The organism is Butyrivibrio sp. WCD2001, assembly GCF_000424485.1.
GTDB lineage: Bacteria > Bacillota > Clostridia > Lachnospirales > Lachnospiraceae > Butyrivibrio.
The window spans coordinates 19,405-32,859 of sequence record NZ_KE384200.1 but is presented as its reverse complement, the minus strand read 5'-3'; the positions used below and the strand labels follow the sequence as shown (position 1 = coordinate 32,859).

General features: G+C 42.9%; 27 protein-coding genes. All 27 read right to left on the bottom strand.

The annotated features are described in order from the left end of the window. Positions 1 to 594 (bottom strand): 30S ribosomal protein S4, encoded by a 594-nt coding sequence (gene rpsD / locus G630_RS0118055; protein WP_022761313.1) that lies wholly within the window; start codon positions 592 to 594, stop codon positions 1 to 3. Between the two features lie 159 nt (positions 595 to 753). Beyond that, positions 754 to 1,152, bottom strand: coding sequence for a 30S ribosomal protein S11 (gene rpsK, locus G630_RS0118050; RefSeq protein WP_022761314.1), 399 nt, complete (start codon positions 1,150 to 1,152; stop codon positions 754 to 756). A gap of 58 nt (positions 1,153 to 1,210) precedes the next feature. Further along, positions 1,211 to 1,579 carry a 30S ribosomal protein S13 gene (gene rpsM / locus G630_RS0118045; protein WP_022761315.1) on the bottom strand — a complete coding sequence of 123 codons (369 nt, stop codon included), beginning with the start codon at positions 1,577 to 1,579 and terminating at the stop codon, positions 1,211 to 1,213. Between the two features lie 166 nt (positions 1,580 to 1,745). Then, the gene (gene rpmJ / locus G630_RS22730) at positions 1,746 to 1,859 is read right to left on the bottom strand and encodes a 50S ribosomal protein L36 (RefSeq protein ID WP_022754357.1); all 114 of its coding nucleotides are present in this window, start codon (positions 1,857 to 1,859) and stop codon (positions 1,746 to 1,748) included. Between the two features lie 150 nt (positions 1,860 to 2,009). Continuing rightward, complete coding sequence (infA, locus tag G630_RS0118040; RefSeq protein ID WP_022761316.1) at positions 2,010 to 2,228, bottom strand: translation initiation factor IF-1; 219 nt, start codon at positions 2,226 to 2,228, stop codon at positions 2,010 to 2,012. A 38-nt stretch (positions 2,229 to 2,266) separates the two neighbouring features. Then, entirely contained in the window at positions 2,267 to 3,025 is a 759-nt protein-coding gene (gene map, locus G630_RS0118035) for a type I methionyl aminopeptidase (protein ID WP_022761317.1), read from the bottom strand. A gap of 18 nt (positions 3,026 to 3,043) precedes the next feature. Continuing rightward, positions 3,044 to 3,685 carry an adenylate kinase gene (locus G630_RS0118030; RefSeq protein WP_022761318.1) on the bottom strand — a complete coding sequence of 214 codons (642 nt, stop codon included), beginning with the start codon at positions 3,683 to 3,685 and terminating at the stop codon, positions 3,044 to 3,046. A 92-nt stretch (positions 3,686 to 3,777) separates the two neighbouring features. After that, complete coding sequence (secY, locus tag G630_RS0118025; RefSeq protein WP_022761319.1) at positions 3,778 to 5,094, bottom strand: preprotein translocase subunit SecY; 1,317 nt, start codon at positions 5,092 to 5,094, stop codon at positions 3,778 to 3,780. Beyond that, entirely contained in the window at positions 5,094 to 5,534 is a 441-nt protein-coding gene (gene rplO, locus G630_RS0118020) for a 50S ribosomal protein L15 (protein ID WP_022761320.1), read from the bottom strand. Before rplO ends, secY begins: the two co-directional genes overlap by 1 nt. Positions 5,535 to 5,549: 15 nt before the next feature. Then, entirely contained in the window at positions 5,550 to 5,753 is a 204-nt protein-coding gene (rpmD, locus tag G630_RS0118015; RefSeq protein ID WP_022761321.1) for a 50S ribosomal protein L30, read from the bottom strand. Between the two features lie 29 nt (positions 5,754 to 5,782). Beyond that, on the bottom strand, positions 5,783 to 6,292 hold the full coding sequence (gene rpsE / locus G630_RS0118010; protein ID WP_022761322.1) for a 30S ribosomal protein S5: 510 nt from the start codon (positions 6,290 to 6,292) through the stop codon (positions 5,783 to 5,785). Positions 6,293 to 6,308: 16 nt separating this feature from the next. Further along, a complete protein-coding gene (rplR, locus tag G630_RS0118005) occupies positions 6,309 to 6,677 on the bottom strand; it encodes a 50S ribosomal protein L18 (protein WP_022761323.1) in 369 nt (122 codons plus the stop codon). 19 nt (positions 6,678 to 6,696) lie between these two features. After that, a complete protein-coding gene (rplF, locus tag G630_RS0118000; protein ID WP_022761324.1) occupies positions 6,697 to 7,236 on the bottom strand; it encodes a 50S ribosomal protein L6 in 540 nt (179 codons plus the stop codon). 15 nt (positions 7,237 to 7,251) lie between these two features. Beyond that, a complete protein-coding gene (rpsH, locus tag G630_RS0117995) occupies positions 7,252 to 7,653 on the bottom strand; it encodes a 30S ribosomal protein S8 (RefSeq protein WP_022761325.1) in 402 nt (133 codons plus the stop codon). A gap of 88 nt (positions 7,654 to 7,741) precedes the next feature. Continuing rightward, positions 7,742 to 7,927: a type Z 30S ribosomal protein S14 gene (locus G630_RS0117990; protein ID WP_022761326.1), complete on the bottom strand. Its 186-nt coding sequence runs from the start codon at positions 7,925 to 7,927 to the stop codon at positions 7,742 to 7,744. Positions 7,928 to 7,946: 19 nt separating this feature from the next. After that, the gene (rplE, locus tag G630_RS0117985; protein WP_022761327.1) at positions 7,947 to 8,486 is read right to left on the bottom strand and encodes a 50S ribosomal protein L5; all 540 of its coding nucleotides are present in this window, start codon (positions 8,484 to 8,486) and stop codon (positions 7,947 to 7,949) included. Between the two features lie 21 nt (positions 8,487 to 8,507). Continuing rightward, positions 8,508 to 8,819, bottom strand: coding sequence for a 50S ribosomal protein L24 (rplX, locus tag G630_RS0117980; protein ID WP_022761328.1), 312 nt, complete (start codon positions 8,817 to 8,819; stop codon positions 8,508 to 8,510). An 11-nt stretch (positions 8,820 to 8,830) separates the two neighbouring features. Then, positions 8,831 to 9,199: a 50S ribosomal protein L14 gene (gene rplN / locus G630_RS0117975; RefSeq protein ID WP_022761329.1), complete on the bottom strand. Its 369-nt coding sequence runs from the start codon at positions 9,197 to 9,199 to the stop codon at positions 8,831 to 8,833. A 33-nt stretch (positions 9,200 to 9,232) separates the two neighbouring features. Further along, on the bottom strand, positions 9,233 to 9,487 hold the full coding sequence (gene rpsQ, locus G630_RS0117970; protein WP_022761330.1) for a 30S ribosomal protein S17: 255 nt from the start codon (positions 9,485 to 9,487) through the stop codon (positions 9,233 to 9,235). A gap of 24 nt (positions 9,488 to 9,511) precedes the next feature. After that, complete coding sequence (gene rpmC, locus G630_RS0117965) at positions 9,512 to 9,715, bottom strand: 50S ribosomal protein L29 (RefSeq protein WP_022761331.1); 204 nt, start codon at positions 9,713 to 9,715, stop codon at positions 9,512 to 9,514. Next, complete coding sequence (rplP, locus tag G630_RS0117960) at positions 9,705 to 10,142, bottom strand: 50S ribosomal protein L16 (protein WP_022761332.1); 438 nt, start codon at positions 10,140 to 10,142, stop codon at positions 9,705 to 9,707. The genes rpmC and rplP overlap by 11 nt, the downstream gene beginning before the upstream one ends. After that, a complete protein-coding gene (rpsC, locus tag G630_RS0117955) occupies positions 10,142 to 10,813 on the bottom strand; it encodes a 30S ribosomal protein S3 (RefSeq protein WP_022761333.1) in 672 nt (223 codons plus the stop codon). The genes rplP and rpsC overlap by 1 nt, the downstream gene beginning before the upstream one ends. Before the next feature lie 20 nt (positions 10,814 to 10,833). Continuing rightward, positions 10,834 to 11,220 (bottom strand): 50S ribosomal protein L22, encoded by a 387-nt coding sequence (rplV, locus tag G630_RS22725; RefSeq protein ID WP_022761334.1) that lies wholly within the window; start codon positions 11,218 to 11,220, stop codon positions 10,834 to 10,836. Between the two features lie 41 nt (positions 11,221 to 11,261). Next, the gene (gene rpsS / locus G630_RS0117945; RefSeq protein WP_022761335.1) at positions 11,262 to 11,543 is read right to left on the bottom strand and encodes a 30S ribosomal protein S19; all 282 of its coding nucleotides are present in this window, start codon (positions 11,541 to 11,543) and stop codon (positions 11,262 to 11,264) included. 33 nt (positions 11,544 to 11,576) lie between these two features. Next, positions 11,577 to 12,419: a 50S ribosomal protein L2 gene (gene rplB / locus G630_RS0117940; RefSeq protein WP_022761336.1), complete on the bottom strand. Its 843-nt coding sequence runs from the start codon at positions 12,417 to 12,419 to the stop codon at positions 11,577 to 11,579. An 88-nt stretch (positions 12,420 to 12,507) separates the two neighbouring features. Next, positions 12,508 to 12,807, bottom strand: a complete 300-nt coding sequence (gene rplW, locus G630_RS0117935) for a 50S ribosomal protein L23 (protein ID WP_022761337.1) — start codon at positions 12,805 to 12,807, stop codon at positions 12,508 to 12,510. Continuing rightward, on the bottom strand, positions 12,807 to 13,430 hold the full coding sequence (gene rplD, locus G630_RS0117930; protein ID WP_022761338.1) for a 50S ribosomal protein L4: 624 nt from the start codon (positions 13,428 to 13,430) through the stop codon (positions 12,807 to 12,809). The genes rplW and rplD overlap by 1 nt, the downstream gene beginning before the upstream one ends. Between the last annotated feature and the right edge of the window lie 25 nt (positions 13,431 to 13,455).

The window sequence follows — 13,455 nt, the reverse complement described above, 5'->3', positions numbered from 1 at the left end:
TTACTTAGAATACAACTCGACGATCAACATCTCGTTTACAGGAACGTCGATTACATCTCTTGAAGGGAATTCTTTAACTGTACCGCTAAGGTTATCCTTGTTAACATCAAGCCACTCAGGAACGATTCTGCCTGCTGTGATCTCTGCGATATCCTTGAATCTCTGGATGCTTCTGGAAGCTTCCTTAACTTCGATAACATCGCCTGCCTTGATGAGGTAAGAAGGAATGTTAACTACCTTACCATTTACAGTGATGAACTTATGAAGAACAACCTGTCTAGCTTCTCTTCTTGTTCTTGCAAAGCCCATACGGAAAATAACATTATCAAGTCTGCGCTCAAGAAGGACCATAAGGTTCTCACCGGTCTGTCCCTTCTGACGATCAGCCTTGTCGTAGTAGTTACGGAAAGGCTTCTCAAGAACGCCATAAATGAACTTTGCCTTCTGCTTCTCACGGAGCTGAAGACCATACTCGCTCATCTTCTTGTTTGCTCTGCTGTTTGTTCTCTTGGACTTCTTGTCATATCCAAGGAATGTGGGATCCAAATCAAGTGATCTGCATCTCTTAAGTACTGGAACTCTGTTTACTGCCATTATTGGCTCCTTTCTTGTTCAGGAAAAATCCTGACTGTTGTTTACAGCACGACACTACCTGTGCCTTCATCCAACGAGTTAAATGTTAATAGTGTCTATATACTCCATCAGAGCCAGACGTAAAAACGCAGGCTCTGAGTGAATATCATATAGGATAAATTATACTCTGCGGCGCTTGGGCGGGCGGCATCCGTTATGAGGTACGGGAGTTACATCCGTAATACTGGTAACAGTAAGACCACTTGCAGCAAGAGCTCTGATAGCAGCTTCTCTTCCTGAACCCGGTCCCTTTACAAAGACATCAACAGTCTTAAGGCCATGAATAAGTGCAGCCTTTGTTGCTGTCTCTGCAGCCATCTGTGCAGCATATGGAGTAGATTTCCTTGAACCCTTAAAACCGAGACCACCGGCACTTGCCCAGCTAAGAGCATTACCTGCAGCATCTGTCAATGTAACGATTGTGTTATTGAAAGATGACTGAATGTGTGCCTGTCCGTGTTCAACGTTTTTCTTGACACGCTTCTTAGTCTTAGAAGCACTTGATTTCTGATTTGCCATTTTAAACTAACCTACTTTCTTCCTATGAATTATCTAAAGTTACTATATAATAAGAGAATTACTTCTTCTTATTAGCGATTGTTCTCTTGGGACCTTTTCTTGTTCTAGCGTTGGTCTTTGTTCTCTGACCACGAACAGGAAGTCCTCTTCTGTGACGGATACCTCTGTAGCATCCGATCTCTGAAAGACGCTTGATGTTCATAGCGATCTCTCTTCTAAGATCACCTTCTACGTCATAATCATTACCGATAATCTCAGCAATCTTCTTAACCTCATCATCTGTGAGATCACGAACACGTGTGTCGGGATTTACATTTGCAGCAGCAAGAATTTTGTTTGAGCTTGTTCTACCAATACCATAGATATATGTGAGACCAATCTCAACTCGCTTATCTCTGGGTAAGTCTACACCTGCAATACGAGCCATTTTTAATATTCCTCCATTTGAAAAAAATTGTTTGCGGAAACCTTTTGTTTCCATAATTAAATGTTACTTGTTTGATTGGGGCGATTATTCAGCCCAATCGGACAGTAGTTAATCCGATCTTTCCAATACACATTGGTATCAAAAAGTAATGTCAAAATGACTCGAATTAGCCCTGTCTCTGTTTGTGCTTAGGGTTTTCGCAAATTACACGAATAACGCCTTTTCTCTTGATAACCTTGCACTTTTCGCACATAGGCTTAACAGAAGACCTAACTTTCATTTGTAACTCCTTTCTGGTATATATGCGTATAAAAGGGCATACTGATACCCCTTTTTAAACGACCGCATTCAATCATAACATATATATAGAACTATTACAAGCATTATTTTAAACTTGTTTTATTCGTTCCGAATTACAGGAGCTAAGCGATTACTTATCTCTCCAAATTATTCTTCCTTTTGTGAGATCATAGGGTGAAAGTTCAAGTGTTACCTTGTCTCCGGGAAGAATACGAATAAAGTTCTGTCTGAGCTTGCCACTGATATGAGCAAGTACGATATGACCGTTCTCAAGCTCAACCCTGAACATTGTGTTGGGGAGCTTCTCAACTACTTTTCCTTCAATTTCAATTACATCTGCTTTAGACATCTGATCTTAACCTCATTTCTATATCACATTTAAGTGGTTCATTTAATAATTGTCAGTATCTCGGGTTCTCCGTCAGGCGTTACCGCAATGGTATTTTCATAATGTGCCGCCAAAGAACTATCAAGAGTTACAACAGTCCATTCATCATCGAGAAATGCTATTTTTCTGCTTCCCATCGTAATCATGGGTTCCACACAGAGCGTCATTCCCGGTTTTAAGAGTATACCTCTTGTTAATTTCCTATAATTGGGAATATATGGCTCTTCGTGTAATTCTCTGCCGATTCCATGTCCTGTAAGTTCCCTTACTATTCCGTAGCCATGCGGTTTGATATATTTATCAATCGCCTTGGAAATGTCATATAAGTGATTTCCGGCTTTGGCATATTTGATGCCTTCAAAAAAGCTCTCTCTCGTGACATCAATCAGTTTCTGTGCTTCCGGGGAAATATTTCCTACGCCCCATGTTCTGGCCGCATCTGAATGAAATCCTTCATATATCAGACCCGTATCAAAAGAAACTATATCGCCTTCTTTTAATATAGTCTCAGCTTTAGGTATTCCGTGAACAACCTCATCATTCACGGAAATACAAACTGATGCCGGATATCCTTCATAATCCTTGCAATTCGGTATTCCACCGCGTTTGCGAATGGCTTCTTCGCCAATTGCATCCAACTCTAAAGTGGAGATTCCCGGTCTGAGCGCATTATGTAGTTCTTCATGAACCTGTGCAAGCAGCTCACCTGCTTTTCTCATGAGGTTCAATTCTTCGTCCGTTTTAATGGTGACCGGCATTACTCATTACCTCAATAATTAACCGAGAATACCTGTAATCTCATTAAAGACTTCCTGCATGTCCTTTGTTCCATCGACAGTCTTAAGAATGTTCTTCTTTGTGTAATAGTCGATGAGGGGCTGAGTCTGCTCATGATAAACGCTAAGACGGTTCTTAACTGTCTCCGGCTTGTCATCATCTCTCTGAACAAGCTCACTGCCACAAGTATCACAGATTCCTTCCTGCTTCGGAGGAATGTGCTCAATATGGTAAGTAGCACCACACTTAAGGCATGCTCTTCTTCCTGACATTCTGCGAACAATGTTCTCATCCGGAACATCTACGTTAATTGCATAGTCAACCTTGTCGCCAAGCTTTGTAAGCTCTTTGTCAAGCACATCAGCCTGAGGAATTGTTCTCGGGAAACCGTCAAGAACATAGCCGTTCTTGCAGTCATCCTGCGCTACTCTGTCAAGAAGGATCTCAACAGTAAGCTCATCCGGAACAAGCTGTCCCTGATCCATGTATTCCTTTGCTTTCTTTCCGAGTTCAGTTCCGTTCTTGATATTTGCTCTGAAAATATCACCTGTAGAAATGTGCGGAACCTGATATTTATCAGCAATCATTTTTGCCTGTGTTCCCTTACCTGCACCGGGTGCACCTAACATAATAATTTTCATACTGGAAGTCTCCTATTTTTCTTATATTTCTTAAATGCACAATAAGAGGTTAGGAAGCATACCTTTCGGTATACTCCGAAACCTCTTAAGTTTTAATCATCTAAAAAACCTTTGTAATTACGTACCAACATCTGTGATTCAATCTGTTTCACCGTTTCAAGAATAACACTTACAACAATGATAAGGCTCGTACCACCGAAGGATACGTTAGCACCGAATACACCATTGAAGAATATCGGAAGGACACCGATAATGGTAAGTCCAACAGCTCCGATGAAAATGATGTAATTCAGAATGTTTGTTAAATAATCACTGGTAGGCTTTCCGGGACGAATACCGGGAATAAAGCCACCCTGCTTTTTCATATTATCTGCAATCTCAAGCGGATTAAATGTAATTGATGTATAGAAATATGCAAAGAAGATAAGCAGTAAAACATATACAACAAGTCCGATTGAATACTTGAGATTTGAGGTATTGCACCAGTAGCTCTGATTCAAGTATTTAAGGATCTCGCTCCATGCACCTGTTCCCTTATAGCCAACAAGCTGGCTGATAATGATCGGGAACTGGAAGAGAGACATCGCAAAAATGATAGGCATAACGCCTGCGGTGTTAACCTTAAGAGGAATCTCTGAATGATTTCCGCCATAGGTCTTTCTCCCCTGAATCTTTTTAGCATACTGTACCGGAATCCTGCGCTCTGCGCCGTTGAGAAGAACAACGAGAACAACCATTGCTACGATTACCGCAACAATAATGATCACGGATACCACTCCTCTGGCAATGTTCTTGCCTGTTACAAACTGTGTAAACAAGCTACTGAGGTCGGAAGGCATTCTTGAGATAATGTTAATAGTAAGTACGATAGAGATACCGTTTCCTACACCATTATCTGTTATACGCTCACCGATCCACATAAGGAACGCACTGCCTGCAGTAAGTGCTGCAACAATCTCTACTACATACAGAGGAGATTTCTCGATGAGGAATCCACTTCTGTAGAAACCTATAGCCATTGCTACTGACTCAATAAGAGCAAGTGCTACAGTGATATAACGTGTGAGAGCTGCAAGCTTTTTTCTTCCATCCTCTCCATCACGTTGCCATTCCTCAAACTTAGGAATAGCAATCGTGAGAAGCTGGATAATAATAGAAGATGTGATGTAAGGTGTAATATTGAGTGCCAAAATTGACATGTTCTCAAATGATCCACCTGTGAATCGATCCATAAAACCAAAGGCATTGTTTTCCGATAATTCAGCAAACCACTGCTGAAAAACAGATACGTTCATTCCGGGTACCGGAATTGCTGAACCAAGTCTAATCACCAAAAGCATTGCAAATGTGAATAATAACTTTAATCTTATATCTTTGATTTTGAATGCGTTCTTAATTGTTGTGAACATCAAATCACCTCTGCCGTTCCCCCAAGAGCCTCGATTTTCTCCTTAGCAGATGCACTGAAGGCATTTACTTTAACCGTAAGCTTTTTGGTAAATTCACCGTTTCCAAGTATCTTAACACCATCATACTCATGCTTGATGATACCATTATCCTTAAGTGCCTGAATGTCAACAACACTGTCGTTGTCGAAGCGCTCAAGTTCGCTTACATTTATAGCTACGATCTTCTTAGAATTGATATTCTTGAATCCTCTCTTAGGAAGACGACGGAAAAGGGGCATCTGTCCACCCTCGAATCCGGGTCTCGGAGCACCTGAACGAGCCTTCTGTCCTTTGTGTCCCTTACCTGCAGTCTTGCCATTTCCTGAGCCATGACCGCGGCCTCTTCTGAAATTGTCACTCTGAACAGAACCCTCAGCAGGTCTCAAATTAGATAATTCCATGACTTTCCTCCTTTATTAGTTCAGTTCTTCGACCTTAACAAGGTGTCTGATCTGCTGGATCTGACCTCTGGTAGCAGAGTTATCCGGCAGTTCTACACTGCTGTTAAGCTTCTTAAATCCCATTGATTTTACCGTAGCAACCTGCTTCGGAACAGCACCAATAGTGGACTTAACCAATGTGATTTTAAGCATTTTTCCACTTTCTTTATTAGCTGCCATTGTTTTCTCCTTTACTAGTTGCCTATTTATTATGCGATAACTTCTTCTACAGACTTACCGCGCTTCTTAGCAACTTCTTCCGGTGTCTTGAGATTTGCAAGACCATTGATGGTTGCATAAACTACGTTCTGCTTGTTGTTGGAACCAAGTGACTTTGTACGAATGTTCTTGATTCCTGCAAGCTCACATACAGAACGAGCAGGACCACCTGCGATGATACCGGTACCTTCAGGAGATCTCTTAAGCAGAACCTCTGCAGAACCGAACTTACCAACGAAATCATGTGTGATACTGTTGTTCTCATCAAGCGGAACTGTGATGAGGTTCTTGGTAGCATCCTCCTTACCCTTACGGATAGCATCCGGAATTTCAGTAGACTTTCCAAGACCTACACCTACATGACCGTTTCCGTCACCAACTACAACGAGTGCGGTGAACTTCATGTTACGTCCACCCTTTACAACCTTAGTAACTCGCTTGATGGTAACGACTTTATCTGTTAATTCAAGCTGACTTGCATCAACGATTGTACGCTTCATTATCTTTCTCCCTTCCTTAGAATTCTAAGCCTGCTTTTCTGGCTGCCTCAGCCAGTGCTGCTACCTTACCATGGTAGATGTAACCGCCTCTGTCGAAAACAACAGCCTTGATACCCTTTTCCATTGCTCTCTTAGCAACAACATCACCAACGTATGCAGCGGCCTCAACATTATCTGTAACCTTAAGAGCTGACTTAATGTCCTTCTCAAGTGTGGAAGCAGAAACGAGTGTCTTACCGGCAACATCATCGATAACCTGAGCATACATATGATTATTACTTCTGAAAACTGCAAGACGCGGTCTTTCAGCAGTGCCGCTGAAACGATTGCGAATTCTCAGATGCTTCTTTTCGCGACTTTTCTGTCTGGACTCTTTACTAACCATTTTTTACTCTCCTTATCTCTTACTTCTTACCGGTCTTACCAACCTTGCGGCGGATAACCTCATCAGCGTACTTGATACCCTTGCCCTTATACGGCTCAGGAGCTCTCTTCTCTCTGATGATAGCTGCATGCTGGCCAACCTTTTCTTTATCTATGCCCTTGACGATGATAGCATTACCATCAACAACTGTCTCGATTCCTTCAGGATCATCGAGTTCTACAGGATGTGAATAGCCAAGGGTTAAGGTGAGTTTCTTACCGCTCTTAGCTGCTCTGTAACCTACACCATTAACTTCAAGTTTCTTCTCATAGCCATCTGTAACACCAACAACCATGTTATTCAGAAGACTTCTTGAAAGTCCGTGAAGCGCTCTGGTCTTCTTCTGATCATCAGGTCTCTTAACTTCGATCTGACCATCTTTCTGCTCAAACTGCATCTCTGCAGGGAAAACTCTCTCAAGAGTGCCCTTAGGACCCTTAACAGTCACCTTATTATTTTCTGCAACTTCTACTGTAACTCCAGCAGGAATTGCGATTGGCATTTTTCCAATTCGTGACATGCCCGTACCTCCAATTTACCATACAAATGCAAGAACTTCGCCACCAACCTGGAGCTCTCTTGCTTTCTTATCAGTTACAACACCCTGGTTAGTTGAGATGATAGCGATACCGAGACCACCAAGTACTCTCGGAAGCTCCTCTCTACCTGCGTATACACGCAGACCGGGTTTGGAAATTCTCTTCAATCCGGTGATAACCTTATCATTTCTGTCAGCACCGTATTTAAGTGTGATGTGAAGATTCTTGAAACCGTTCTCTTCAACAACGTCAAGTTTCTTGATATAACCTTCGTCAAGAAGAATGTTTGCAATAGCAAGCTTCATCTTTGAAGAAGGAACGTCAACTGTGTCATGCTTTGCAGTATTAGCATTACGAATTCTTGTAAGCATATCTGCAATAGGATCATTCATTGCCATTTTGAAAAAGCCTCCTTAATTTTCTATTATTGCTCCGCCTTACTGTGCCCGTCTGCACAGAGACACGAAGCCGCAATGGTTTAAATAATTACCAACTAGCCTTACGTACACCCGGGATCTCGCCCTTGTAAGCTAACTCACGGAAACAAATTCTGCAGATTCCGTATTTTCTGAGATAAGCATGAGGACGACCGCAAATTCTGCAACGGTTGTATGCACGTGTTGAAAACTTGGGTTTCATCTGCTGCTTTACCTTCATGGATAATTTAGCCATGTGTTCGATTCCTCCTTAATTACTTAGCGAAAGGCATGTTGAAGAGTGTTAAAAGCTCACGAGCCTCTTCATCAGTCTTGGCAGTTGTTGTGAAGATGATGTCCATACCTCTTGTCTTATCAACCTTATCGTACTCGATTTCAGGGAAAATAAGCTGCTCCTTGATACCAAGAGCATAGTTTCCTCTGCCATCGAAAGCGTTCGGGTTAACACCACGGAAGTCACGGACACGAGGAAGTGCAAGGTTTACAAGGCGATCCATGAACTCGTACATCTTCTCACCACGAAGAGTTACTTTACATCCGATCGGCATACCTTCTCTTATCTTGAAGTTAGCGATGGACTTCTTAGCCTTTGTATAAACAGGCTTCTGACCGGAGATGATCTGCATATCGTTTGCAGCGTTCTCAAGAACCTTAGCGTTCTCCTTAGCTTCACCTACAGCCATATTGATTACGATCTTATCGAGCTTCGGAACTTCCATGACGTTCTTATAACCGAACTTCTTTGTCATAGCGCTCACGATCTCGTCTTTATATAAATCTTTATATCTACTCAAAGCTCCTTACCTCCTTTCCTATCAGTCAATGACATCACCGGTTGACTTTGCGATGCGGACTTTCTTACCATCCTCAACCTTGAAACCAACACGTGTTGCCTTTCCCTTATGAACATACATAACATTGGAGATGTCCATGGGAGCTTCCTGCTGAACGATACCACCGTTGGGGTTAGATGCAGAGGGCTTTGTGTGCTTTGTTACCATGTTAGCGCCCTCAACTACTACCTTGCCGTTCTTTGTGTCAACGGAGAGTACCTTGCCTTCTTTATCTTTGCTCTTACCGGCGATAACCTTAACAGTGTCGCCCTTCTTAATCTTACTTGTAGACATTCGGTGCCTCCTTATAATACTTCCGGAGCGAGAGACAGAATCTTCATGTACTTCTTGTCACGAAGCTCTCTTGCAACGGGTCCAAAAATACGAGTTCCTCTCGGGTTACCTTCATCGTTGATGATTACTGCAGCGTTCTCATCAAAACGGATGTAAGAACCATCCTTACGGCGAGTCTCTTTAACAGTACGTACTACAACTGCCTTAACAACATCACCCTTCTTTACAACGCCGCCTGGTGTTGCTTCTTTAACCGAAGCAACAACTACATCGCCGATTCTCGCATATCTTCTTGTAGAACCACCCATAACACGGATTGTAAGAAGCTCTTTCGCACCTGTGTTATCAGCAACTCTAAGTCTGCTTTCCTGCTGAATCATGTTATTTCTCCTTTATAATCAACTATCAGCTAATTACTTAGCACGCTCAATAATCTGAACCAGTCTCCATCTCTTATCTTTAGAGATCGGTCTTGTTTCCATAACCTTGACTGTATCACCTATATGGCACTCATTGTTCTCATCATGAGCCTTCAGCTTATAGGTTCTTTTTACGATCTTCTTGTAAAGAGGATGCTTTACATGATCTTCGATGGAAACAACGATGGTCTTATCCATCTTATCGCTTGTTACTTTACCAACACGCGTTTTTCTTAAATTTCTTTCCACGATATACTCCTTTCAGGATTCCAATTACTGTGCTGCCTTCTGTGTGATGACAGTCTGTATTCTCGCAATATTCTTTCTAACCTCTTTGATTCTTGCTGTGTTATCCAGCTGGTTAGTTGCGTTCTGGAATCTCAGATTAAAAAGTTCCTTTTTAGCTGATACAAGCTCCTGGCTGAGTTCCTCAGCAGACTTAGCTTTCAGCTCTTCTACATACTTATTAGTTTTCATTGGATGCACCGCCTTCCAAATCAGCCTTTGAAACGATCTTGCACTTGCAAGGAAGTTTGTGTGTTGCAAGACGAAGTGCTTCTCTTGCAACTTCTTCATCGACTCCGCCGATTTCAAACATTACACGTCCAGGCTTAACAACTGCTACCCAGTAATCTACAGAACCCTTACCGGAACCCATACGAGTTTCAGCAGGCTTTGCTGTAACAGGCTTGTCAGGGAAAATCTTGATCCAAACCTGACCACCACGCTTGATGAAACGAGTCATAGCGACACGGGCTGCCTCGATCTGATTTGAACGAATCCAGCAGGGCTCAAGCGCTACTATTCCATACTCACCGTATGCAATTGTGTTGCCGCGTGTAGCCTTACCAGCCATAGAACCGCGGAACTGCTTACGATGCTTTACTCTCTTCGGCATTAACATTATTTATCGCTCCCTTCCTTATCTGAATTCTCGGATGCTTTAGTAGGAAGTACTTCACCCTTATAGATCCATACCTTAACACCAACCTTACCATAGGTTGTATCTGCCTCAGCAAATCCATAATCAATATCTGCTCTAAGTGTCTGAAGCGGGATTGTGCCCTCGCTGTAGAACTCGCTACGTGCGATATCAGCACCACCAAGACGTCCGCTGCAGCATGCCTTAATACCCTGTGCGTCTGTCTTCATTGTTCTGCTCATGCAGGACTTCATAGCACGACGGAAGGATACACGGTTCTCAAGCTGCTGTGCAATGTTCTCTGCAACGAGCTGAGCGTCCTTATCGGGCTTCTTGATCTCTTTAATATCAACAAGAACCTTCTTGTCTGTGAGCTTTGAAAGCTCTTTCTTAGTAACTTCAATCTCAGCACCACCCTTACCGATTACGAAACCGGGCTTAGCTGTATAAACGATAACCTTGACGCGGTCAGATGCTCTCTCGATCTCGATCTTGGAGATACCTGCAGCGTAAAGCTTCTTCTTCAGAAACTTTCTGATCTTGTAATCTTCAACAAGGTTGTCTGCAAACTCATTGTTCTCTGCATACCATTTGGAATCCCAATCTGCAATGATGCCGACTCTAAGGCCATGAGGATTAACTTTCTGTCCCATTGAACTTACTTTCTCCTTTCTTATCTCTCATCCAGAATTACAGTCAAATGGCTTAATCTCTTCTGAATTCTGTAAGCTCTACCCTGAGCTCTAGGCTGAATTCTCTTCATAATCGGGCCATTGCTTGCATTGCACTCTGCAATGTACAGATTAGCTCTGTTCATGCCGTTGTTGTTCTCAGCATTTGCGATTGCAGAATTAAGTAACTTATAAATAACGCTGGAAGCGTATCTCGGATTGTACTCCAGGATAGCAAGTGCTGTCTCAACGTCCTTACCCCTGATGGCATCCATTACGAAGCATGCCTTCTGAACAGGGATTCTTGCGTAAGATAATTTTGCTGAAGGTCTTGTATCCTTCTGAGCATTTCTCTCTCTTTTAACTTGAGATCTATGTGCTGTTGCCATAGATTTAACCTCCTTTCAATGTTGAACCAAGTCACACAGACTTAGCGAACTCCGCCCTTCTTCTCGGCGCCTGCATGACCTCTGTAGGTTCTTGTAGGAACGAACTCACCAAGCTTGTGACCAACCATATCTTCCGTTACATATACCGGAATATGCTTTCTTCCGTCATGAACAGCGATTGTGTGTCCAACGAAGGAAGGAAAAATCGTGGAACGACGGGACCATGTCTTAACGATTTGCTTCTGATTCTCTGCATTCATTGCATCGATCTTCTTAAGAAGACTAGCATCTGCGAAAGGTCCCTTTTTAAGTGATCTAGACATTGTCATTCTCCTTTTCTATCAATCAGGCATCAATTACTTGATTGCCTTACCATCTCTTCTTCTAATGATCATCTTGTTAGAAGCCTTTTTCTTCTTACGTGTCTTGTAACCAAGAGCAGGCTTACCCCAAGGTGTGCTGGGACCGGAACGACCGATAGGTGCTCTACCCTCACCACCACCATGCGGGTGATCATTCGGGTTCATAACTGATCCGCGAACTGTAGGACGGATACCCATGTGACGCTTACGACCAGCTTTACCGATGTTGATAAGGTTATGATCAATGTTACCTACTGTACCAATTGTTGCACGGCACTCGATCGGAACAAGTCTCATCTCGCCTGAAGGAAGACGAAGAGTTGCATACTTACCTTCCTTAGCCATAAGCTGAGCTGAGTTACCTGCTGAACGAACAAGCTGACCGCCTCTTCCGGGATAAAGCTCAATGTTGTGTACGCTTTCACCGACAGGAATGTTTGCAAGAGGGAGGCAGTTACCGATACGAACCTCGGCTGCAGGACCATTCATGATTGTCATGCCATCCTTAAGTCCCTGAGGAGCAAGGATGTAAGCCTTTGTGCCATCCTCATACTCAAGCAGTGCGATGTTTGCAGTTCTGTTAGGATCGTACTCGATACCGATAACCTTTGCTGTGCACTCATCCTTGTAACGCTTGAAGTCGATGATTCTGTACTTTCTTCTTCCACCGCCACCGCGATGTCTTACAGTGATTTTACCCTGGTTATTACGTCCAGCCTTGGAATTCTTAGAAACAAGGAGGCTCTTCTCAGGTGTCTTCTTTGTGATCTCTGAGAAATCAGAACCTGTCATGTTTCTTCTGGACGGTGTATATGGGCCGTATTTCTTAATTCCCATGATTCTTCTCCTTTTTGATATCACGCACGGTTTAAAACCCGGATCCGGACTTTGCTTTGATCCTGTGCGTATAGTTAATTAGTTATTATCAAAGTCCCTGGAAAATCTCGATGTCCTTGCTGTCTGCAGTAAGCTGTACGATTGCCTTCTTGATCTTAGCAGTTCTGCCGTAAGTCATTCCGCGTCTCTTAAGCTTGCCGTTTGCGTTAAGTGTGTTTACCTTAGAAACCTTAGCGCCGTCGAACATCTTCTCAACTGCTTCCTTTATCTGAGTCTTGTTAGCTTCAGGATGAACGAAGAAAGTGTATTTCTTTTCGCCCATGGCATTCATGCTCTTCTCTGTAAGTACAGGCTCAAGGATTACGTCATAGTACTGTAATGCTGCCATTATGCATACACCTCCTCAATCTTAGCAACTGCGTCCTTTGTAAGAACGAGTGTCTGAGCGTTTACGATATCATATACATTGATTGTGTTTGTAAGCGCTGTCTTAACTTCAGGAAGATTGCTTGCTGACTTAACAACCTTAGTATCGTTGTCTGCAAGAACAACAAGTGCCTTACGTGTAGCCTTGAGGTTGTTCATAACCTCTGCAAGCTTCTTTGTCTTGAATTCATCCATCTTAAGCTCGTCAAGAACGATAAGCTTACCTGTCTGAACCTTATCTGTGAGTGCAGACTTAAGAGCCGCTCTCTTCTCTTTCTGGTTCATCTTGAAAGAGTAATCTCTCGGAACGGGAGCGAATACTACACCGCCGCCTGTCCACTGAGGAGATCTTGTTGAACCCTGTCTTGCATGACCGGTTCCCTTCTGTCTCCAAGGCTTACGACCACCTCCGCTAACTTCGGAACGTGTCTTTGCCTTCTGTGTACCCTGACGATTGTTAGCAAGCTGCTGAACTACTGCCAGATGTACGAGATGTTCATTTACTTCAACTCCGAAAATGGCATCGTTAAGATCGATGTTGCCAACTTCTTTGCCTTCGATATTATAAACAGATACGTTAGCCATCTGTATGTCCTCCTTTCGTATTCTG